18 protein-coding genes are annotated in these 24388 nt (G+C 39.1%); all 18 read right to left on the bottom strand.

What is annotated here, in order from left to right; all coding sequences use genetic code 11:
• Positions 1-59: 59 nt before the first annotated feature.
• A complete protein-coding gene (aspS, locus tag HMPREF3182_RS03625; protein ID WP_062485500.1) occupies positions 60-1853 on the bottom strand; it encodes an aspartate--tRNA ligase in 1794 nt (597 codons plus the stop codon).
• Positions 1853-3127 carry a histidine--tRNA ligase gene (gene hisS / locus HMPREF3182_RS03620; protein ID WP_062485498.1) on the bottom strand — a complete coding sequence of 425 codons (1275 nt, stop codon included), beginning with the start codon at positions 3125-3127 and terminating at the stop codon, positions 1853-1855. Before hisS ends, aspS begins: the two co-directional genes overlap by 1 nt.
• 3 nt (positions 3128-3130) lie before the next feature.
• On the bottom strand, positions 3131-4570 hold the full coding sequence (hemZ, locus tag HMPREF3182_RS03615) for a coproporphyrinogen dehydrogenase HemZ (protein ID WP_007393087.1): 1440 nt from the start codon (positions 4568-4570) through the stop codon (positions 3131-3133).
• Positions 4567-5079 (bottom strand): Fur family transcriptional regulator, encoded by a 513-nt coding sequence (locus HMPREF3182_RS03610; protein ID WP_007393089.1) that lies wholly within the window; start codon positions 5077-5079, stop codon positions 4567-4569. Before HMPREF3182_RS03610 ends, hemZ begins: the two co-directional genes overlap by 4 nt.
• Positions 5066-6145 (bottom strand): AI-2E family transporter, encoded by a 1080-nt coding sequence (locus tag HMPREF3182_RS03605; RefSeq protein WP_007393108.1) that lies wholly within the window; start codon positions 6143-6145, stop codon positions 5066-5068. Before HMPREF3182_RS03605 ends, HMPREF3182_RS03610 begins: the two co-directional genes overlap by 14 nt.
• Positions 6146-6148: 3 nt before the next feature.
• Positions 6149-6784, bottom strand: a complete 636-nt coding sequence (locus tag HMPREF3182_RS03600; RefSeq protein WP_007393081.1) for an MBL fold metallo-hydrolase — start codon at positions 6782-6784, stop codon at positions 6149-6151.
• Positions 6785-6809: 25 nt separating this feature from the next.
• Positions 6810-7259, bottom strand: a complete 450-nt coding sequence (gene dtd / locus HMPREF3182_RS03595; RefSeq protein WP_007393101.1) for a D-aminoacyl-tRNA deacylase — start codon at positions 7257-7259, stop codon at positions 6810-6812.
• On the bottom strand, positions 7256-9490 hold the full coding sequence (locus HMPREF3182_RS03590) for a RelA/SpoT family protein (protein WP_050791368.1): 2235 nt from the start codon (positions 9488-9490) through the stop codon (positions 7256-7258). The genes dtd and HMPREF3182_RS03590 overlap by 4 nt, the downstream gene beginning before the upstream one ends.
• Positions 9471-11489 (bottom strand): single-stranded-DNA-specific exonuclease RecJ, encoded by a 2019-nt coding sequence (gene recJ / locus HMPREF3182_RS03585; RefSeq protein WP_007393135.1) that lies wholly within the window; start codon positions 11487-11489, stop codon positions 9471-9473. Before recJ ends, HMPREF3182_RS03590 begins: the two co-directional genes overlap by 20 nt.
• Before the next feature lie 135 nt (positions 11490-11624).
• A complete protein-coding gene (locus HMPREF3182_RS03580) occupies positions 11625-12662 on the bottom strand; it encodes an alpha-hydroxy-acid oxidizing protein (RefSeq protein ID WP_062485496.1) in 1038 nt (345 codons plus the stop codon).
• A gap of 155 nt (positions 12663-12817) precedes the next feature.
• The gene (locus HMPREF3182_RS03575; protein ID WP_007393083.1) at positions 12818-12979 is read right to left on the bottom strand and encodes a rubredoxin; all 162 of its coding nucleotides are present in this window, start codon (positions 12977-12979) and stop codon (positions 12818-12820) included.
• A 329-nt stretch (positions 12980-13308) separates the two neighbouring features.
• Positions 13309-15144, bottom strand: a complete 1836-nt coding sequence (gene uvrC, locus HMPREF3182_RS03570) for an excinuclease ABC subunit UvrC (RefSeq protein ID WP_062485494.1) — start codon at positions 15142-15144, stop codon at positions 13309-13311.
• Positions 15134-17995: an excinuclease ABC subunit UvrA gene (gene uvrA / locus HMPREF3182_RS03565; protein WP_062485492.1), complete on the bottom strand. Its 2862-nt coding sequence runs from the start codon at positions 17993-17995 to the stop codon at positions 15134-15136. The genes uvrC and uvrA overlap by 11 nt, the downstream gene beginning before the upstream one ends.
• Positions 17996-18023: 28 nt before the next feature.
• On the bottom strand, positions 18024-20138 hold the full coding sequence (uvrB, locus tag HMPREF3182_RS03560) for an excinuclease ABC subunit UvrB (RefSeq protein WP_062485490.1): 2115 nt from the start codon (positions 20136-20138) through the stop codon (positions 18024-18026).
• Positions 20139-20248: 110 nt separating this feature from the next.
• A complete protein-coding gene (locus HMPREF3182_RS03555; RefSeq protein ID WP_007393086.1) occupies positions 20249-21073 on the bottom strand; it encodes an Asp23/Gls24 family envelope stress response protein in 825 nt (274 codons plus the stop codon).
• 20 nt (positions 21074-21093) lie between these two features.
• Positions 21094-22560, bottom strand: a complete 1467-nt coding sequence (locus tag HMPREF3182_RS03550; RefSeq protein ID WP_062485488.1) for a leucyl aminopeptidase family protein — start codon at positions 22558-22560, stop codon at positions 21094-21096.
• Positions 22561-22803: 243 nt separating this feature from the next.
• Positions 22804-23145, bottom strand: coding sequence for a 50S ribosomal protein L19 (rplS, locus tag HMPREF3182_RS03545; protein ID WP_007393115.1), 342 nt, complete (start codon positions 23143-23145; stop codon positions 22804-22806).
• Between the two features lie 482 nt (positions 23146-23627).
• Positions 23628-24388 (bottom strand): YadA C-terminal domain-containing protein (locus HMPREF3182_RS03540; RefSeq protein ID WP_062485486.1); only part of this gene is annotated, 761 nt, incomplete at its 5' end.

The raw sequence follows: 24388 nt of genomic DNA, 5'->3' as shown, positions 1-24388 counted from the left end.
ATCCCTCCTTCTTCATCCCTATTTATACTACATAGGAAATACTCAAAATGGATCATCTATTACTTAGAAACAAGATCTTCTTCTACTTGAATGTGCAATTCATGCAATTGCTTCCGTGTTACTTCAGAAGGAGCTTCACTCATCGGGTCAATTGCATTCTGCGTCTTCGGGAAAGCAATGACATCACGAATTGATTTACGTTTTAACATTAACATAATCATACGATCTAAACCAAAAGCCAAACCACCATGGGGAGGTGCCCCATATTCAAATGCACGAATTAAGAAGCCAAATTTTTGTTCTGCTTCTTCTGGAGTTAAGCCAATTGCCTTAAATACACGCTGTTGAATATCCGGTTGATAAATACGCAAAGAGCCTCCCCCTAATTCAATACCATTCAACACCAAATCATATGCTTTCGCATATACATGTGCAGGATCGCTTTCCAATTTATCTAAATCATCATCACGCATAGCCGTAAACGGATGATGCATTGCGGTGTAACGTTTTTCTTCTTCATTATATTCAAACATGGGGAAATCAACAACCCACGTAAAGGCAAACGCATTTTCATCAATTAAATTCATGCGACGGGCCATTTCTTTACGCAATTCCCCCAAAGCAGCGGCTACAACGGCTGGTTTATCCGCAATCATGAGGACTAAGTCGCCTTTTTCAGCGCCACATTTTTGCCCAATAGCACGTAACATATCTTCGCTAAAGAATTTCTTAATTTGTGATTTTAACGTTCCGTCTTCTAAAAAGCCAATCCAAGCCAGTCCTTTAGCACCATAACGCCCTACATATTCTACCAGACCATCAAGTTCACGCCGTGGGATATCGGCATCCCCTTTTACGTTAATTGCCTTGACTTGTCCACCGTTATCAATAACGCTACGAAATACTTTAAATTCCGTATCTTTAACTAATTCTGTAACATCTGTAAATTTCATATCAAAACGCAAATCAGGTTTATCAGAACCATAATTTTCCATAGCGTAATCCCACGTCATACGAGGAATAGGTAAAGAAATTTCATACCCTAACGTTTCTTTAAAAATATACTGCATCATTTCTTCGGTCAACGATAATATCTCTTCTTGATCCATAAAAGACATTTCCATATCTAATTGGGTAAATTCAGGTTGTCGATCCGCACGCAAATCTTCGTCACGGAAACACCGAGCAATTTGGTAATACCGATCCATGCCTGATATCATTAATAATTGTTTAAAAATCTGAGGTGATTGAGGTAACGCATAAAACTTGCCTTCATTTACGCGACTGGGAACTAAGTAATCTCTTGCACCTTCGGGTGTACTCTTACACAATTCTGGCGTTTCAATGTCAATAAAACCATGTGCATCTAAGAAAGACCGCATCGCATGTTTAACGCGATGACGCATAACCAAGTTATGCTGCATTTCAGGACGGCGTAAATCTAAGTACCTATATTTCAAGCGAATTTTTTCATCCACATCAATGTTATCTTCGATATAGAACGGTGGCGTTTGGGACTGATTCAATATCCGTAATTCTTCACACCGTACTTCAATCGTACCAGTTTTCATTTTCGGATTAATCGTTTCCTTATCACGCATACGTACCTTGCCGCGAACAGCCAAAACATATTCATTACGAACTTGTTCCGCTTTGCTAAATGCATCTTTTTCGTAATCTGGAGAAGCAACGACTTGTACAACCCCCGTGCGATCCCGTAAATCAATAAAAATTAATCCTCCATGATCACGCCGGCGTTCTACCCAACCAAATAATATGACTTCTTTCCCTTGATCTGCTTCACTGACTTCTGCACAATATTGTGACCGGTGCAATCCTACTGTCGTTTCCATTACGCTTTCATTCCTTTCTCTTGTTCTTCTATATAAGTAATAATGTCATCTAAGGCAACACTAACTTGTTCTTTGGTTTGCATATTTCGTACCGAAACTTCTCCCTGTGCTAATTCATCATCACCCATAATAACCGTATATATAGCACGAGACTTATTGGCTGCTTTCATCTGCCCTTTCATGCTACGCCCCATGAGATCAATCTCTACATAAATTCCACGATCACGCAGTTGTTGTTGTACAACAAACGCTTGCTCGCGAGCCTTATCCCCTAAAGCAACGATGTATACGGGAATAGGCGTTTCTACATTTTTCATCAATCCTTGTTCCTGCAATGTTAGTAACAATCGTTCCATGCCTATAGCAAAGCCAATACCAGGAGTATCCGGACCTCCTACTTCTGAAATCAAGCCATCGTATCTACCGCCTCCACAAATAGTACTTTGTGCGCCCAAAGGTGTATACATAATTTCAAAAGCCGTATTCGTATAATAATCTAAACCTCGTACTAAGCGCGGATCTAACACAAAAGGAATATGAATACTCGTTAAATATGTCTGGACCTGTTCAAAGTGATCATGACACATATCACAAAGTGAATCTGTAATTAACGGCACTCCCATTTGCATCATTTTTTCTCCGTCTAGTTTACAATCTAAGACACGCAAGGGATTTTTTTCTAACCGCGTGCGACAATCTTCGCATAATTCCTCTTTTTTATTTTCCAAAAATGTTAGTAATTTTTCTCTATATCGCGGTCGACAACAAGAGCATCCTACCGAATTCAAATGCAACGTAAGATCTTCTAAGCCCAACTCATGAAATAATTGAAATGCCATTGCAATAATTTCTGCATCCACAGCAGGACTTTTAGAACCAATCGCTTCTACGCCAAATTGATTGAATTGACGGTACCGCCCAGCTTGCGGTCGATCATGACGAAACATGGGACCCATATAATATAATTTATGTACTTTTGCCTCACTGTACAGTTTATGTTCTAAAAAAGATCGTACGACCGATGCCGTGTTTTCCGGACGCAACGTCATGCTACGTCCACCTCGATCTAAAAAGGTGTACATTTCTTTTGTAACTACATCGGTTGTTTCTCCGATTCCACGTAAAAACAACTCCGTCTGTTCAAATATAGGTGTTCTAATTTCACCAAATCCATATAGCGCACATATATTGCGAATCTTAGACTCCAACATTTGCCACGCTACCGTTTGTTCTGGTAAAAAATCTTGCGTACCTCGCGGTGCGGTAATTGACATGACTTATCCTCTCCTCCATATATCGGCACACAAACGGTGTCTCTCCTTTATCGTTTCTGGTAATTCTTGTATATACCGATCTATATCTTTAGGCTGATACATTTTAGCTAATGTATACTTTCCCGTAATGAGCTTGGTTGCACCTCCAGGACCAACGGCAAATATGTTTTGACGTTCTTCCATCATTTCTATATTATAAGCACTAACCGTGCCGGGTTGAGCATACCCAATATTGGCAAAGCCCGTAGCCATGTATTTTTGTCGATAAAGATAATAGGGAATATAACCCGCATCTTTTAACGTATGGTGACAACATGCCAGCATATCCGTTACAATGGCTTCCGACGGAATCTCTTGTCGTAAGGGATGTGAAAATAAAGGAGCTTGTTTTTTTAACGCTAACGTATGAATTGTAACATTTTCCGGTAAGAGTTGGCAAACAATTTTCATATTCTCTTGCATATCTGCTACGGTTTGTCTAGGTAACCCAGCAATAAAATCCATGTTAATAATCGAAAAATGTAATGCACGACACTGTTCATACATGCGATAAACATCCTCTATCACATGTTTTCTCCCCATACAGTCAAGCAACGATTGTTGCATCGTCTGTGGATTTACACTAATTCGATGGACACCACATTCGGCCAACAGCGTTAATTTATCAAGTGATGCCGTATCCGGTCGTCCTGCTTCTACGGTCCATTCTTGAACATTAGGAAACGCTTCTTTAATAGCACATAAAATATTCTGTAATGCTTGTACAGGCAAACAAGTAGGAGTTCCTCCGCCGACATAAATAGAATGTACGTGCAACCCATATTGACGACATATGCTTCCCCAATCATCAATATCCTGTACTAACGCATCAATAAAACTCGGTATACCCACATTCTGTTGCACCAAACGAGACGGGAATGAGCAATATAAGCAATGACTAGAACAATAAGGAATCCCTACATATATAGATACTTGATTGGCTGGTACCTTAATATAGGGTTGTTGTAATACCGCCATACGTACTAATTGACTAGCTAATTCTGCATCCACTTCATATGTATGTACCAATTCATACTGCACTTGCTTTTCATCTAATCCCTTATCAAGTAAATGGTGTACCAATTTTGTTGGGCGAACACCAATTAAGATTCCCCACCTGCCTCGTTCTACACCTTGCCACGTATCATACCAATGCAATAAATATCGTTTTATCTCTTGCCCGATAAGACTTGTTTTTAATTCTCCCACAAAAGATCGTGCCATTTCATCATGACCATATAAACAATGCAAGAAGAAACGGTGGTTTTCTTCTTTTATCAAAACCACCGCTTCCACTAGACCAGGTAATCTCCCGCCAGTAAAACCCAAATATGCCATCACTTGCCCTACCATGGCATGATATTCTGTTGGTCCTCGATAAATGTACTTTTGCGTGCTACTCATGCCTGCTCTATGGATGAGTCGGTTTCTTCGCCTTCTTTTTGGCGTTTTGCATCACATTCTTCACAGTAACCATACACTTTTAATTGATGATCGACTGTGCGGAAATGATATTGTTTTTGTAAATTAGCTTCTAATGTTTCTAATAAATCATCCTTACATTCTCGCACTTTATTACATCCTAAGCAAATTAAATGGTGGTGAAAATGTTCTTCATTTTCCCGATCATTTAATTCATAACGACTGCACCCATCATCGAAGTCCAGTTTTTTCAATAAATCCATTTCCGTAAATAAATCCAACGTACGATAAATAGTTGCCAACCCAATATCGGGAGACGTTTTCTTCACCAATTCAAATACTTCTTCTGCACTCATATGACGAATCGTACTTTCAACAAAAGCACGTAAAATGACTTGCCGTTGGGTCGTCATTTTATAACGATTATCCTTAATTTTCTCTTTCATACGTTTCATCATAACTTCCATCAATTCAACCTTATCTTTTTCCATAATTCTCCATCTCCCTGTCTGTACACGTTTCATAAAACCATAAATGCGTACCAATAATTTGTAATACTGCCGTAATTGGAACCGTTAAGATCATTCCTGTAATCCCCATCAGTGTCCCGCCAATAAGCAAAGCAATAATAATCACTACAGGATGTAATCTAATAACCGCCCCCATTACTTGAGGCATAATAACGTGACTGTCAATTTGTTGTACAATCACATAAAAAACGAACACTTTAAGTGCAAGAGAACCACTAATTGTCGCTCCCAATAAAATGGCAGGAACAGCTCCGACAATAGGTCCAACAATAGGAATCCATTCAGTAATTGCCGCTAATAAACCAATGACCAAGGGATAAGGTACCCCCATAATCCACATTCCCAAAAAGATGACCCCCGCCATAATGCAACTCAATATAATTTGACCTCGAATATATCGACTCAATACGCGGTGTATTTCACTGACCACCATATTTAACCGTCCGCGATAAGCACTAGGAAATATCGATATAAAGGATGTCACTAAATTACTACCATCTTTCATAAAATAAAACGTAATAAAAGGCACTACACAAAATTCTACTAGCGTGCCGGCAATGACCACTAAAGATCGAACCACATCGGTAATACTATCGACCCCGTAATTTCCAATTCGTAGTAATGTATCATTGATCAGTTGCTTGACCTGTTCAGGTATATATATATGCGTTTGATCGTTTTCCAAATGTGCTATAAGTGCTGCCATTTGTGCTACGATCGAATTAAAATTCGCAGCTAATAAATTCAATTGATACAATAAGGGTCGTAAAATAACGTTCATCATGCAAGTCAAAATCACAATCAATACAAAAAATGAAATGACAATTCCCACACTACTTGGCAACGTACGATGCGTCATGTACCGAACAAGTCGAATGATCAAATCACGAATAGGCATTAAAATGAAAGTAAAAATTAATGAAATAACAATGGGCCAATAAACAGCATGGATAGAAATGCAAAACACCATTGCCAGCAATCCCAAAACAATCCTCATCCAAAATTGTACGCCTCTATCCCGGAACATCCATTACCAGCCTCCATCCAAATAGGGATTGCCTGTTTTTTCTTCCCCTATCGTGGTCGCCGGTCCGTGTCCTGGTAATACCACCGTATCGGGTGGTAAGATCATTAATTTTTCGTTGATACTCTGAATCAATGTATCCCAAGCACCCCCATATAAATCAGTTCTACCCACGGAATAACGGAATAACGTATCACCAGAAAACAGTGTATTCTGTCCATAAAGGCAAATTCCTCCGGGCGTATGTCCCGGTGTCGTAATAACGCGAAATGATAATTTTCCTAAGTGTAATACATCCCCATCTGCCAAAATATACTCTGGTAAATCGCATACAATTTCTCGCCCCACAAACATAGACATATTATTGCGTGAATTAGAAATTAGTGCTTTATCTCCTGCACCTATGTATACGGGGACATGTTCTTTTTGTCGCAATTCTTGCAAGGCCCCAATGTGATCAGCATGCCCATGGGTCAGGACAATATATTGCAAGGATACACCCAATGCCTGTAAGCGTGCATGAATAACATCATAATCCCAAGACGGATCGATGACCATACCTTCTTTAGTATCCGTATCATATACAATATAACAATTCGTCATAACTGGACCTAATACATTTACTTCATATTTCATACTCATTATTATCGTTATTATCCACCTTTCATTAAAATATTTTTTTACTATCTAATAATATGGTAACAGGACCATCATTTTCCAATGTCACGAGCATCTCTGTTTGAAACTTGCCTGTTTCAACCGTAAGTCCCGTTGCTCGCAATGCGTCAATCAAACGTTGATACCATTTAGCGGCTACCTCTGGAGCCGCTGCGCCCGTAAAACCGGGGCGTCGGCCATGACGTAAATCACCATATAAGGTAAACTGAGATATCACGAGAATAGACCCTTGAATATCCTGAACGGATATGTTCATTTTTCCCTGTTCATCCTCAAATATTCGCATATGAACAAGCTTATCTACCATATAAGCGACATCACGTTCATCATCATCAGGTGCCACGCCCAATAAAACAGTTAGCCCTCGCTTAATAGCACCTGTTACAACGCCTTCCGAAGTAACCTGTGAAGATAACGTTCGCTGTACTACTGCCCTCATAATTGACCTCCTGTATATCGTGCCACTGAATACACATCTTTTAACCGGCGAATTTTAGTAGTGACAAATTCAAATTGAGCTAAATCTTTAATACTGATGCCCATATAAATCATAGCTGTTTTGGTATCATTCACCTTGGCATTCATACTTAATATAGAAATTTTCAATTCCGCTAATACTGCCATAATCTCTGCCATAATCCCTGTTCGATCATAAGCGACAATTTCAATATGCACTTCAAACCATTCCTTACCACTACATTCCCATTCAACATCAATCAAGCGCTCGACATCACTACGGACGTGATTAATATTAGGACAATCAGCTCGATGGACGGAAATACCCCGACCTTTCGTAATAAAACCAATAATCGGATCACCTGGTACAGGACTACAACATTTTGCTATACGAATAAGTAGTCCTGCCTCCCCTTTTACTAAAATACCCGAACCGGTAGTTTGTACATTTTTCACCGATTTTACCGTTTCCATAACTTGTATCGGCTCTAAGCCTTCTTTATCTTGATCCGCTTGTTTATACATTTTAATCAATTTAATTAAAATGGTATTGACGGCAAAACCTCCATACCCAATAGCTGCTACTAGATCCTCTTCCGTCCCTGCGTTCATCTGCTTAGCAATATGTGCCAAACGACTAGTCGTATAAACGGCTTTCCATTCATAGCCCAAACGTTTACACTCTTTTTCTAAGGCTTCCATCCCTTTTTCAATATTCTCTTCACGATTTTCTCGTTTAAACCATGTACGAATTTTAGAACGACTTTCCGAACTACCTACAATTTTCAACCAATCCATACTAGGTTTTCCCGTCTTCGTCGTAATGATTTCAACGATATCACCATTTTTTAAAGAATAATCCAAGGGGACAATTTTACCATTAATTTTCGCCCCTACGCAATGATGTCCCACATCCGTATGAATCCGATAGGCAAAGTCAATCGGAATCGCACCTTGCGGCAAATCAATAACATCGCCCTGTGGCGTAAATACAAACACCTCATCCGAAAAGGCATCTAATTTTAACGCATTCATAAACTCACGGGGATTACTCGTATCTTGCCATTCCAACAAATTTCGTAACCACCCCATTTTTTCATCAAATTCATTAGCTCCTGCATTGGCATGTCCTTCTTTATAACGCCAATGAGCGGCTACACCATATTCTGCAACATGATGCATTTCCCACGTACGAATTTGAATTTCAACGGGCTGTCCCTGCGAACCGATAACCGTCGTATGAAGTGATTGATAATTATTGGGTTTCGGCATAGCAATATAGTCTTTAAATCGATACGGCAAAGGTTTCCATAAGCTATGTACAATACCTAACACACCATAACAATCTTGCACCGTATCAACGATAATACGAATGGCATATAAATCGTAGACCTGACTCAAATCTCGATTATCTTTTTTCATTTTTTTATAAATACTATATAAATGTTTCGGTCTGCCATTAATTTCAAAAGAAATATGTGAGTCTGCTAACGCCTTCTGTAAAACCGTAATCGCATCATTAACAATTTCTTCACGGGCGTGCCGTTTTTGCTTCATCTGATCGACTAAATCATAATATTTATCTGGTTCTAAATAACGAAATGATAAATCTTCCAGTTCCCATTTAATATTAAAAATACCTAATCGATGGGCTAAAGGAGCAAATATTTCCAGTGTTTCTTGCGATATACGTTTTTGTTTATCACTACGCATATAACGCAACGTCCGCATATTATGTAGCCTATCCGCCAGTTTAATTACCACTACCCGAATATCTTTTGCCATCGCCAAAAACATTTTTCGCAAACTATTAAGTTGCTGATCTTCTTTTGTCCGATAATCTAACCGATTTAATTTCGTAACCCCATCTACTAAAAAAGCAACTTCTTTACCAAATCGTTCTTCAATTTCCTCTAATGTATATTTCGTATCCTCCACTACATCATGTAACAAAGAGGCGGTAATCGTCGTCGCATCAATTTTCATATCTGCCAAAATTTGAGCAACTGCCAACGGATGGACAATGTAAAGTTCTCCACTTACACGGCGTTGCGTTTTATGTGCATCAGCAGCTAAGATAAAAGCTTTAGTCAATATATCTTCCGATAGATCTGGTTGATACTTCCGTATTGTAGCCAGTAAATATTGAAATTTTTCTTCTACTGTTCCTTCTGGAATATGTTCTGTCTCCACATTATCCCTCCTCTCGTGCATAATATTTTCTATATGTTGCAGAATCTAAAAGCTGCAATTTATGTGCAATAAGTGGTAATACATAAACGGGTCCATGAGAGCTTAACCGCAGTTGTAATATTCCCAATTCCATCAACACCCGCACTACCGCATAAACAACAGCGCCACCATATTGCCGTTGCCGTTCTTGTAACAAGTATTGTTGTAATCTACCTTGTTCTATCTCCGGAACAGAATTAGACGAACCATAAAAAGCAAATCGTTTTGCGTAACTATGAATCAATTGATATATATCGACCATAACAGCACGATTTAAATGAATATCTTCTTTTTTAGCTCGAATATCTTTTAAAACCAATTGAGGCGTTATTTCTCCCCTAAATTCATTCAGGTCTAATTGAAAGGCTATATCTGCTGTATCAAGCCAATAATTACTATACATCTCTCCCATAGACCAACCAATAGCAGTCAATACGTTTGGTGTAGTCGATCGAATTTTCATCTGTAAGTGGCTTTTATCAGTACCTACCATTTTCACATCGTTGATATTCGCTTCTTTTATTGCAAATATAGGACGAGCATTTTTCATTCCATACGGTTCTAATTGTTCCATTTCCTGTACTAACGCCAACGTAATATCGCTCGCCAATAATTCCCCCTCAATAACAATCTTAGGCACATAATCTTCCGCTTTCATTTCCTTGGCTGCATATTCACATAACCGTTGTCGTAATGCTTCGATATTCTCAACAGCAACAGAAAATCCCGCCGCCATTTGGTGTCCCCCGAATTGTATCAATAAATCGGCTGCGTACTGCAAAGCCTGATACATATGGAAACCATCAATACTCCGACAAGATCCTTTCCCTATACCATTATGTACACTAATCACTAAAGCTGGTCGATAATATTTTTCTACCACGCGAGAAGCGGCAATACCAATCACACCAGGATGCCACTCTTCACCATAGGCAATCAATACCCCATCCTGTTCATGTCCACCGGCCTTAATTTGTTGAACCGCTTGTTGCGATATCTGCTTTTCAATCGCCTGTCGTTCCTTATTTAAAGCACTCAACTCTTCGGCTATCAATGTAATCTGCGGATCTGTTTCCTCCGCTAAGAGTAATTGCACCCCCCGTTTGGCATGGCTTAATCGCCCTGACGCATTTAACCGTGGTGCAATCAGATAGGCAATCGTGCCGGCTTGCACACGCTGACGAGGAATGTTCGCTATGGAAAACAACTTATTTAACCCTGGGTTCGCCCCCTCTCTCATTCGTTGCAATCCGGCTTTAACCAATGCCCGATTTTCGCCTGTTAACGGAACTAAATCAGCAATCGTTCCCAGGGCCGCGATTTCCGCATACTTCGTTAATGTCGTATGTCGCATTTGTTTCCACAACGTACGTCCCAACAGATATGCGACACCTGCACCAGCAAGCTCCTTATAAGGATAAGTACAATCAGGTTGTTTCGCATCTAACACAGCATATGCAGGTGGCACCTGTGGTGGCGGTTCATGGTGATCCGTAATAATAATATCCATCGCCGAATTAAACGCTGATACCAATGCTGCCGAGGCAATACCACAATCAACGGTAACCAACAGATCGGTTTGTGCCTGCACTAACTGCTCTAAGGCCTCTTGATGTAAACCATAACCTTCACTTTGTCGTTCAGGAATATAATAATCAACACAGGCCCCTAAATCCCGTAAAATAGAATATAAAATGACCGTCGCTGTAATACCGTCTACATCATAATCACCATAGACAACAATTTTTTCTTTCTTTTCAATAGCACTCTGCAAGCGTTCAACAGCCTTATCTAAGCCTTTCATTAAGTGCGGATCAGCCGCATCCGCTACGGTATCATGCAAAAAATGGACACCTTCTTCAACTGTCGTAATTCCTCTCCCCAATAATATTTCTGCTAAAAAAGTAGAAATATGAAGAGATTGTGCCATTTCGCTTGCTAAAAAAGGCTCATGTTTCCGCCATTGCCATTGTTTTTTCATATATTGCCTCTATTATCATAAATAATCACTATCAAAAATACACCTATATTTTATCACCTTTAATTCTCAAAATCAAAGAAAATATAAAAAAAATATAAACCTAGCAATTTTTATCTACTGTTTAACAGACTTTCCTTAATATGATGATAAGGTTCGAATAATATTTGAAGATATATCATCTACACTCGGTGTACCTGTAATAATTAACGCTTCAGAAAACTCTTGATATAATTGTTCTAAATATATACGTACGCCCTCACGACCACCACCGATAGCCGCAATAGCTACGGGCCGACCGATAAGTACGGCATCTGCACCTAACGCCAACATTTTCAATATATCTTCACCATGACGAATGCCCCCATCGACAAAAATCGTAAGTTTTCCTTTGACGGCAGCCGCAATTTCAGGTAACACATCAGCCGTACCCGCTAAGCCATCCAATGCCCTACCGCCATGATTGCTCACAACAATGCCAGAAACACCCGCTTCAGCACAAATCAATGCTTCTTTTGCTGACATAATCCCCTTTACGATAAAAGGAAGGGAAGAGATGCCGGCCAACGTACGAATACTCGCTGGTGATTTCGGTTCAACTGGTTGTCCTAACAACCGCATATTCACTAAAGTAGCTGCATCTATATCACAGGCTACAGCTAAGGCATTCGCTGCTTCTGCACGATGAATACGGTCAATAATTTCTTCATCCACCCGCGGTTTAATCGTAGGAATAACGGTCTTAGCAAATTTTTGTGCCATATCCATCCCAGCTTGATATACAAACGGAATCCCTCCGTCACCAGTCCAAGCCGCCACACCGGCATCCGCAGCGCCACCACAAATGGCTTCAACATATTCATATTCACGAGCTTCTGTTTCTTCTTGCCAGCCACAATTTAAGGCAATCGCCCCAATAGGTGCGATCATCACCGGAAAACGCAACGTCTTTCCAAAAAAAGATACATCCGTTTTAGGACAGACCGTACCACTCATACTATTCATAACTAGTCCATATGCTGCTAACGCTTCTATATTACGCTGAAACGAACGCCCCGTTCGCAATCCGCCAAATCCTGGAATTTTTCCTCTACAACCATTCCCATCACAATAAGAACAGACAATGCATGCCTTTTGACGTTCTTTGGCTTTCTTTCGAATGGTTTGTATATCCATATATATACCTCCTTATTGAGATAACGTTTTCTTTTTATTGTAACAAAGAGCATTTATATCGTCTATACAAATTACTTGTTGATAAGTAACTTTTTCTTTTTATAAAAAAAAGGGGTTACGGTTTTACACCATAACCCCTTTATGTTTTATATCCATTAATCAACCTTAACGAACGAACCTTTATCAGCCCCACACATTGGACACATCCAATCAGGAGCTAAATCAGCAAATTTCGTGCCTGCACTAATGCCGTTATCAGCATCTCCTTCTGCTTCATCATAAATATATCCACAAACTGTGCATTCGTATTTATCCATTGTTATTGCCTCCCTAAAAATTGTAACTAACAAATATTAATTATCTTTTATCTGTATTTATAATACCACATCGTAAAATATTTGGCAACCTATTTTTGTATATTTTTTATATTTTTTCTTTATTTCTTTATTTATATTGATTATCATTAGCATTTTATTGTTATTTATGTATATATATTCTCTTCTTTTTCTTTTCAATATATGCTTCACAATAAATTATATATATCTCTCAAAGCATTTATTATTTTACGATAATGATTATTAAGTACTGTTTATACTAAAATAGTCGCTACATATTCTTTGAATATAGCGACTATCCCTATATTTATTTAACTTTTACTTATCCCTACGCGTTTTTTCCTTTCATCTAATCCGAGTCTAAAAAAATTATAAATATTTTCAGCAACTTTTTTATTCATCCCCGGCACTGCCGTAAGTGCTTCCACATTAGCTTGTTTAATTTCTTCCATATTTTTAAAATGTAACCACAACGCTTTGCGTCGCTTAGGTCCTACGCCTTCAATATGATCCAAAAGAGAAACTAATCCCCTTTTACCTCGCAATGTCCGATGATACGTAATCGCAAAGCGATGTGATTCATCCCGAATCGCTTGCAAGAGCTGTAATTCCGGCGTGTGATGACTTAATATAATCGATTGATTGCTTCCCTCAACAAACACTTCTTCGATACGCTTCGCCAAACTAATAACGGGGGCCATACAGCCCGCTTTTCTAATAATAGGAAGGGCTGCGTGTAATTGACCTAATCCCCCATCAATAATAATCAAATCGGGTATAGGCCACTCTTTTTCACCATATCGGCGCTGCATAATTTCTGCCATTGATTTAAAATCATCCGGTTTTCCCTGCACCGTTCGTAATTTAAACCGCCGATACTCACGCTTCGCGGGACGACCATTTTCAAAAACAACCATAGATGCCACTGTTTCTATTCCCTGGGTATGGGAAATATCAAAGCACTCCATCCGTAAAGGCAACCGTGGTAAGTCAAATATCTCTGCCAAAGCTTCTACGGCACCCATCGTTTTATCTTGATTGTACTGCCACTGTAAACGCCGCTGCTGTAAAATAATTTTTCCATTTGTTTCCGCCATGGTGAGTAATTTTTTTTTCAAGCCACGTTGGGGAATAGTTATCGATACGGGATGACCATAACGACATCTTAATTGCTCTTCGTATTCATTCTTATTTAGCAAAGCCGGAACGATTATTTCCTGAGGAATATCAACGTATTTATCATAATATTGATCTAATACAACTTCTGTCAAAATATCCACTGTTTCGGCATTACTATTTTCTAAATAAAATATTTCTCGCCCCAGCAATTTTCCTGAACGTATTTGGTAAATCTGTACACACGTTTGTCCCGCTTCTGTTACTAACGAAATGACATCTAGATCTCCTCCACCCACATGAATAACATGTTGTTGTTCTTGAATACTTTCAATTGCTTTTATTTGATCTCTATATAAAGCGGCTTTTTCAAAATCCATCTTCTCTGCTGCCTCCGCCATAAAGCGTGTTAAGATAGCAATAAGTTCTTTATCTTTGCCTTCTAATATTGCCACAACTTGCATCACTAAAGCACGGTATGTTTCCTCTGGAATCAACTTTGCACAAGGGGCCTTACAATAATCTAAATGATATTGTAAACAAGGACGATCGGTTCTCATCGTTCGACATGTTCGTAAATGAAATCGGCGTTGTATTAAGTCTAATATGCGATGAACTGCCCCCACATCGGTAAAAGGGCCAAAATACCGAGCGCCATCATGACGAATTTGACGTGTAAGAAAAACACGAGGATATACTTCTTGCACCGTAACTTTAATATACGGATAGGTCTTATCATCTCGCAATAAAATATTATATCGCGGTTGATATTTTTTAATATATGTGTTTTCTAATAACAATGCTTCCATTTCAGTAGATACCATAATCGTTTCTAAATCCACGGCATGTTTCATCATTGCCGCAACCTTAAGTGATCGATTGGCATCTTTACGAATATAACTGAGTACACGATTACGCAATTGAACGGCTTTTCCCACATAAATAATACGACCTTGAGCATTTTTCCATAAATATACCCCTGGACTCAACGGTAGTTGGTGAATTTTTTCTACTACGGCTTCACTCAACATATTTACCTTCTCCTTGCATACGTTTCTTCGTCTTTTCTAAGACAGGTTTCAAAAATTGTCCTGTATAAGAAGCCGAAACATTACAAATTTCTTCAGGCGTACCAATAGCGACAATCGTTCCACCACCATCTCCACCTTCCGGTCCTAAATCAATAATATGATCGGCTACTTTTATAACATCCAAATTATGTTCAATAACCACTACCGTATTACCACTATCAACTAATAATTGTAATACTTCTAGTAACTTATGTATGTCGGCTGTATGTAAACCCGTTGTTGGTTCATCTAATATATACAACGTTTTTCCTGTGCTTCGTTTAGATAATTCTGAAGCTAATTTGATCCGTTGTGCTTCCCCACCTGACAACGTTGTTGCGGATTGTCCCAACTGAATGTAGCCTAAACCTACGTCTTGTAATGTTTTCAATTTATTAACAATCCGCGGTATCGCTGAAAAAAATTCGCACGCTTCGGCAACAGTCATATGTAATACATCAGAAATTGTTTTCCCTTTATATTTTACTTCTAACGTTTCTCGATTATATCTAGCACCATGACATACTTCGCAAGGCACATATACATCAGGTAAAAAATTCATTTCAATCCGAATGATGCCATCACCCCGACAAGCTTCGCACCGTCCACCTTTAACATTAAAACTAAAGCGTCCTGCCGCATATCCTCTAACCTTAGCCTCCGCGGTTTGACTGAATAACTGACGAATAGAATCAAACACACCCGTATACGTTACCGGATTAGACCGCGGCGTTCTCCCAATAGGGGACTGATCTATATTAATTACTTTATCAATATATTCAGCCCCATCCAATGCTAAAAATTTTCCTGCTCGATGTAGCGTACCATATATGGCTTCTGCCATTCCCTTATATAATATTTCATTCACCAAGGTTGATTTTCCCGATCCAGACACACCCGTAACAACAGTTAGCACACCCAAAGGAAATGCTACATCAATATTTTTTAAATTATGTTCGGCCGCACCGTGCACAACAATCTCATGTCCCTTGCCCTTACGTCGTTTTAAGGGCAAAGGAATATATTTCTTGCCACTCAAATATTGACCCGTATATGACTCGTTACATTCCATAATATTCGCAATCGGTCCTTGAGCAACCACCATCCCCCCCTGGTTACCTGCAGCTGGACCAATATCTACCAACCAATCAGCTGTATACATCGTATCTTCATCATGTTCTACTACAATAAGGGTATTCCCGATATCGCGCAAATGACACAACGCTTCTAATAATTTGCTATTATCTCGTTGATGTAACCCAATCGAAGGTTCATCTAATATATATAAAACACCCACCAAAGCAGAACCGATTTGTGTTGCCAAACGAATCCGCTGCGATTCTCCCCCCGATAAGGTTCCGGCTCTGCGTGCTAAGGTTAGATATTCTAAGCCAACCGTTTGCAAAAAATATAACCGTGATGCTATTTCTTTCAAAATTTGCTTACCAATTATTTTTTGGCGAGAAGTTAACGTAAGCTTTTGAAAAAACAAAATCATTTCAGCGATAGATAATTTAGTCATTTCATATATGTTTAATCCCCCAATGCGAATCGCTAAAGCCTCCGGTCTTAATCTGGCACCATTGCATGTACCACATGGTTTAATCCGCATAAACTCGGCAAACTGTTCGCGCATCATATCCGTTGACGCTTCTTGATATCGTCTCCGTACCATAGGAATAACACCTTCAAAAGGAACAGCAAAAGTTTTTGATTCCCCCCGCATGTTTTCATATTCAAATTCACATGTTTCTTCCGTCCCCCACCATAACTTGGCTTGTACTTCTGGCGTCAAATCTGCTAATGACTGATTTATATCTGCTCCTTGTGCAGTTAAAAAACCCCCTAACTGACGCATAAACCATGAGTTCGGATTACTACTTAACGCCGCTACGGCACCTTCTGAAAAAGGCACATGCGTGTCTGGAATAATTAATTTTTCATCCGCTTCCATCGTGCTACCTATACCCGAACAAGCTGGACATGCCCCAAAAGGACTATTAAAAGAAAATAAATGGGGTTCAATTTCAGGTAAACTAATATGACAAGTAGGGCATGCAAAATATTGACTATACACTTGTACCTGCTGCGTAGCCATGTCCAACACACGCACTAAACCATTACTCAATTTTGCCGCCGTTTCCAGTGAATCGGTTAAACGTGATAAAATGGTATCCTTCATTACTAACCTATCGATAATGACTTCAATCGTATGCTTCTTATTTTTCTCTAAAGGAATATCCTCAGATAGCATATATACTTCTCCATCTACCCGAACTCGCACATACCCTTCCTTAATAAGATGAGTAAATGTCTTTTGATGCATTCCTTTACGCCCCTCAACAACAGGAGCCATAATCATGATTTTACTCCCTGCAGGCATCTTCATTATGTTATCAGCCATCTGTTGAATGGTCTGTTGGGTAATCGGTTTATGACATTTGGGACAAAACGCTTCTCCTATACGAGCATATAACAACCGTAAATAATCATATATTTCCGTTACAGTACCCACGGTCGAACGAGGATTGCGACTGGTTGTCTTTTGATCAATAGCAATTGCTGGTGATAATCCTTCAATATAATCTACATCAGGCTTATCCATTTGTCCTAAAAATTGACGTGCATACGCCGAAAGAGATTCGACATATCGTCGCTGACCTTCTGCATAAATCGTATCAAACGCTAACGACGACTTTCCCGAACCAGACAATCCTGTAAATACAATAAGTTTATCTCTAGGAATACGAATATCTATGTTTTTTAAATTATGCTGTCGGGCACCTTTAATCGTAATATATTCTTCTGCCATTATTATGTTACTCCTTTTTTAGCCCATCTCATCGCCGCTTGTGCTGATCAGGACGACTAACTTTTCGCCGATACCGCCGTTTGGGCATATCCTTACCTGCCAATGCAGAAGGTAACGTATCGTCATAAATCTGAAGTGTAGACTGTTTTTGCAAGACCGAAATACGATCTCGTAAAGCTGCGGCTTGTTCAAATTCCATCCGCTTAGCAGCCTCTTGCATTTGTTTCTCTAACGTATGAATAAGATTTTTCATGTCACTAGGCGACACGCTCGTCTTACCATCATACGACGGTGTTGTTTCTGCTACCTTAGTTGATTCAATTAAAGACACCACTTCTTTAGATACCGTTTTCGGTATAATGTGATGCTGTTTATTATACGCTTCTTGGATTGTTCTTCTTCGCTTAGTTTCATCTATCGCCCGTTTCATAGAATCAGTAATCCGATCGGCATACATAATAACCGTTCCCTCCGCATTACGTGCCGCTCTACCTATTGTTTGAATAAAAGCCGTATCCGAACGCAAAAAGCCTTCTTTATCCGCATCTAAAATAGCCACTAACGATACTTCCGGCAAATCCAATCCTTCACGCAATAAATTAATCCCTACAAGCACATCAAATTCTCCAGCCCGTAAATCTTTAATAATTTCAGCTCGTTCAAAGGTAGCAATATCCGAATGTAAATAACGAATACGAACCTGCATATCTTCTAAATATTGCGTTAAATCTTCAGCCATTTTTTTAGTAAGTGTCGTAATCAAAACACGTTCATTTTTTTGTACACGTATACGAATTTCCCCCAATAAGTCATCCAATTGTCCCATAATAGGTCGAACTTCCACCAGGGGATCCAATAACCCGGTAGGCCTGATAATTTGTTGAACCGTATTCGTCGATACTTCCATTTCATATGAACCAGGCGTTGCACTAACATATACAATTTGATTAATACGATCAACAAATTCATCAAAGCGTAATGGTCTATTATCTAAAGCTGATGGTAAACGAAACCCATATTCAATTAAATTTTCTTTCCGTGAGCGATCGCCTGCATACATAGCACGAAGCTGAGGTAAGGTAACATGCGATTCATCCACCATAATTAAAAAATCTTTAGGAAAATAATCCAATAATGTATATGGTGTTTGCCCTGCTTTACGCCCAGCTAGATGCCTAGAATAATTTTCAATCCCCGAGCAATAGCCCATCTCCATCATCATTTCCATATCATATTTAGTTCGTTGTTCTAATCGCTGTGCTTCTAATAATCGCCCTTCCTCTTTTAATTCCGTTAAACGTTCCGTCAATTCCGTTTGAATCGTTCCTAACGCTCGTTCCATTTTTGCTTGCGTTGTCACATAGTGACTAGCTGGATAAATAGCTATGTGATTTCGCTCTGCTATAATTTTACCTGTCAACGCATCTACTTCCACTAAGCGCTCAATTTCATCGCCAAACATTTCAATCCGGATAACCGTATTATCAAAAGAAACGGGATATACTTCAATCGTATCCCCACGCACGCGAAAGGTTCCACGTTGCAACACCAAATCATTGCGTGTATATTGAATAGATACCAATTTATGTAAAATATCCGTTTGTGTTTTTTCTTGCCCAGGCCGTAAGGAAACCACTAATTCACTGTAATCTTCCGGATCGCCTAACCCGTAAATACATGATACAGAAGCAACAATAATAACATCACGTCGCTCAAATAAACTCATCGTAGCAGAGTGACGCATTTTATCAATTTCATCATTAATAGATGAATCTTTTTCTATATAGGTATCCGTTGTCGCAATATATGCTTCCGGTTGATAATAATCATAATAACTAACGAAATAGGCTACTTCATTATTCGGAAAAAAAGACTTAAATTCGCTACAAAGTTGTGCTGCCAAAGTCTTATTATGTGCAATCACCAAGGTCGGTTTTTGAACCGCCTCAATTACCTTAGCCATCGTAAACGTCTTTCCCGTTCCTGTCGCCCCTAATAATACTTGTGCCCATTGCCCCGATTGAATCCCCTTAACCAAGGAGGCAATCGCTTCAGGCTGATCTCCCGTTGGTTTATAAGGAGCATGAACTTGAAATGGATGCGAACAATCATACGTATCGCTTAAATGGTCGCGTATATCCATATTTCCCTCCTAATAAAGAATAATCATTATTGATTATTCTAGTATACCATTTACCACTTCAGATGTACAGTAAAACAAAACGACACACCTAACGAGATGTGTCGCCCTTATTATACACGTTCAATCTGACATTGTATAACGATTTCCAATGCCGATAAAACCATACCTGTCATATATTCAATTTCCTGTTGAATCGTTCGCTTAATCTGAGCCATAAGTTTTTTTATCACCACATCACAATATATCGTAATTTTTAATTGAACACGAACGCCTTTATACTTATTTTTTCGCCATTTTTCTACATATATACGATGAACTTTAGCAATGCCATCTATTGGTGCTATCCCATGTTGCACAAGCGTAGATAATACGTTATTAGCAAAAATTAATTTACCATAATAACTAAAAACAGGCCTAACCACAGATCGATCCATCGCTTCTTTGCCATTTCGTCCATACCACCAAGAACGTAACGGATTAAAAATATACCCACTAAAATGAGGACGAAGTTCAAACACTGGCACGGGAATAATATGTGTACCTTCTTCCATTCTATTTTTTTGAGCCATTTTTATTTCCTCTGCACTCGCCACGTCTGTAATCGATATGAACGAATTCGCCATCGGCAAAGACAAATTTTGACAAATCCGTTCTATCATATGAACCGATGTCCCTAAAATAAGAATACCCGCTGGATTAATTCGTTTTAATGCCAAACGGACATCCTTTTGTTGTTGCAGATCCATAAAAATAGCTTTCCTCACAGCTTGCATGTGATTATTCGCCGATTTCGCCGTAGAACCCGCTACAATTCGATTCTGATACACTAAAATGCCGTCATCAATTAAACAATCTAGTTGATGTTCATACGCAATAGCTAACGCTCGATAACTTTTTCCCGTACCGCTAGGCCCAATAAAACCTACAATATTCATACTTTCACCCACTATACATGCTATTGATTGTTCTTTTCTATACTCCCACTTCGCAATAATTCCAAAATAGATTTAATACCAACACCCGTTGCTCCATAAAATCCCGTCTTATCAGCCTGTTCACAAAAAGCCGTTCCAGCAATATCCACATGCAACCAGGGAATATCCGCACGCACAAAATGATTCAAAAACATCCCTGCCGTAATCGCTCCCGCATCACGTCCTCCAATATTTTTTAAATCCGCCACCTGGCTTTTAAGACTCTCTCCATATTCCGCATCAAAGGGAAATTGCCAAACTTTTTCATGATTTTGTTCTGCCACACAGAAAAATTGATTCATCCATTCTTGATTATTACCTACCATCCCTGAACGAATCGTCCCTAAAGCGGTAACACATGCCCCCGTAAGTGTAGCTAAATCAATTAAACGAGTAGCACCCTTTTCTTGTGCATACGATAATGCATCCGCTAAAATCAACCGTCCTTCAGCATCCGTATTTTTAATTTCTACAGTGGTTCCATCATACATAGTAATAATATCATCTACATGATATGACATACTTGAAGGAATATTTTCAACCAAAGGAATAACCCCCATAACATTAACGGGATATTTCAAATATTGCAACGCTTTAATAATCCCCACTACGGTTGCTGCTCCTGCCATATCATCTTTCATAAATTCTTGATTGGCTGCACTTTTTAAAGATAATCCTCCACTGTCATACGTAACGCCTTTACCGATTAACCCCAACTTATCCGGATTATCTGGATCCCCCAAATACTGTATTACCACTAATTGAGGCGGGTTCATACTTCCCTTACCAACAGCACTAATACCGCCCATTTTCATTTTTTCTAACGACCATTTGTTAAAATATTCTACTTTACCCCCGCCACCTTGTAATATCGTTGCCATGAGATCAACAAATTTTCTCGGCGTCAATTCATTCGGTGGCATATTCACTAAATCTCTTGCCTTATAAATCCCTTCATACATAGACATGTATTTATAACACAATGAATTTATTTCTTTTACTTGTAACGATGAGGTGATAACATTAATTTTTTCAACTACGCACCTCTCTTTATTTTTCATATACTGTATAAATTCATAATTTCTATCTAATAATCCGTCAATCAATGTTTCTATCCGCATCGATAAAGTATCTACATATACAGCAAGGGACTGACAATGTTCTTTCATCGCTAACGCCATAACTTGTCGGGCCGCCGTATAATCACTGAAATCTCGTGTTTTGCTCATGCCATTTTCTTGACCAATTAAAAAATATACTTTTACCCGCTCTTCACAAACACAATGAAATACTTGAACAGATGCAAATGCCAAGTTGGATGACCTTGTTTCCAAATATTTATAGATAAGTGTCGCATCTTCTTTGGGTATATGTTGCATCAATTGCTTTGTTTTATCAATTCCAACAACAATTGCATCCGCTTGAATATTTCCATTGCATGTAATCATCCCTGTATCTCCTTCATAACCATAATTATTTATTATTTTATCTGTATACTACCAATTATTATGTACTCCACTTGACATATAAACTAATAAAATATCGCTAGCTAAAACTGCATAAAAAGCCTACATGATTATATTTTTCTATCTTAGTATATCATAATTTTATCTCTTCATGAGTAAATTAATGTACATAAAAAAAAGAAAAAAAAACAGGGACCAGCATAACTGATCCCTGTTACATGCCATTTACCGGCGTTCCCGAATACGTGCAGCCTTACCTGTTAAGCCACGCAGATAATGTAGCTTAGCACGACGGACAATACCGCGACGAACAACTTCGATTTTAGCTAAGCGCGGAGAATGTACTAAAAATGTACGTTCTACACCGACACCATAAGAAATACGACGAACCGTAAAGGTTTCACGTACTCCTCCATTTTGTCTGCCAATAACAACCCCTTCAAATACCTGTACACGTTCCCGATTTCCTTCGACAACTTTAACATGCACTTTCACTGTATCTCCAGGACGAAAGGCAGGGATGTCTTGACGTAATTGTTCTTGTTCTAATACGCTGATAATGTTCATCTTTCTATTCCTCCTATAAGACAATCTTACCCTCCGCTATTCATTATTACATAGTCGTCTTACTGGCAGCGGATTGCCTAAAATAAAAGAGAGTACAAACGATATGCGTTCTACTCTACATACGTTTGTTAGTATATCATGTATATTACGGTCTGTCAATTAGCGTATACATACTCATGTATCTAGCATCTTAGTTATCAACACATATGTTACACGTTGAGAAGTATTCCGACACAACTTGGTTAGGATTTTTGAAATTAAGACCAGTCTTCGCAGTTTTATTATATCTGGCTTCATGTTTTGCTACTTGTCTTATCATTTCTTGTTCGCTTGTAAAAACTTGCCTTTCATAAAGAATTTTTCCATCTTCCCTATGACTTTTCTCACCTTTACCATCCCACCATATATTGTATCAAAAGTCCTCTCTTTTTTCTTTATTTACCGAACAAAATTACTATCCCATTATATGCATCCGCTTACATTTACCGCTTGACCTGTGCTAATGCCTGCAACACTTCCGCCAACTTGGCATCCCGCGCTTTATTTTCCCTTTCCAACTGTCTAATCCGTTCTTCTTGTTGATGAATCACTATATTTTGCTGTTTTACCGCCGTTGCCAAAGCCGTCTTAGTTAACAACATACCGTTTCCGCCCTTACCGATGCGGAAAGATATCCCCGCATTCATGACATTTTTATCCTTACCAAAAGCACCGCCCACACTAATCAACGTATTTTCATCAGGATGATAAAACATACCTAACGCCGCCGCATTCGCATCACCGTAATGGCCTACACCGACAGCCGCTTCCAACTTGTCATCCGGATCAAATTCCATCGGATGCAAGGCCGCCAGGGCCGCATTCCCCGCACCCATACTGTTCATACGTTTTCCTAAAACCGCCATATGAGTCTGCATCCCTTGCGACACTTGTTCCAATTGTGCCGCAGTGACTCCGTTGGTGCCTTCTTTTCCTTTCGACGAAGCCGTTTTCAACACGGTCTCATCAATACTAACCAATGTATATTGCTGCCCGTCTTTGGTTACTTGTTTTGCTTGCAACCCTGCCCCGAAATCTAAGCGAAATTCATTAGAAGACAATTCCCGTGTAACAGTTCCCGGTTTATATTCGTTACCTTGTATCACACCTCCGGAATACACGCCGATGGAATTAAATCCGCCGGAAGAACTGCCGCTCAACTGCGTTTTCAATTTGCTCGTATCCAGCGTATACGTAATAACAT

The organism is Megasphaera hutchinsoni, assembly GCF_001553405.1.
Lineage (GTDB): Bacteria > Bacillota > Negativicutes > Veillonellales > Megasphaeraceae > Megasphaera > Megasphaera hutchinsoni.
This window is presented reverse-complemented; position numbering and strand designations above follow the sequence as displayed.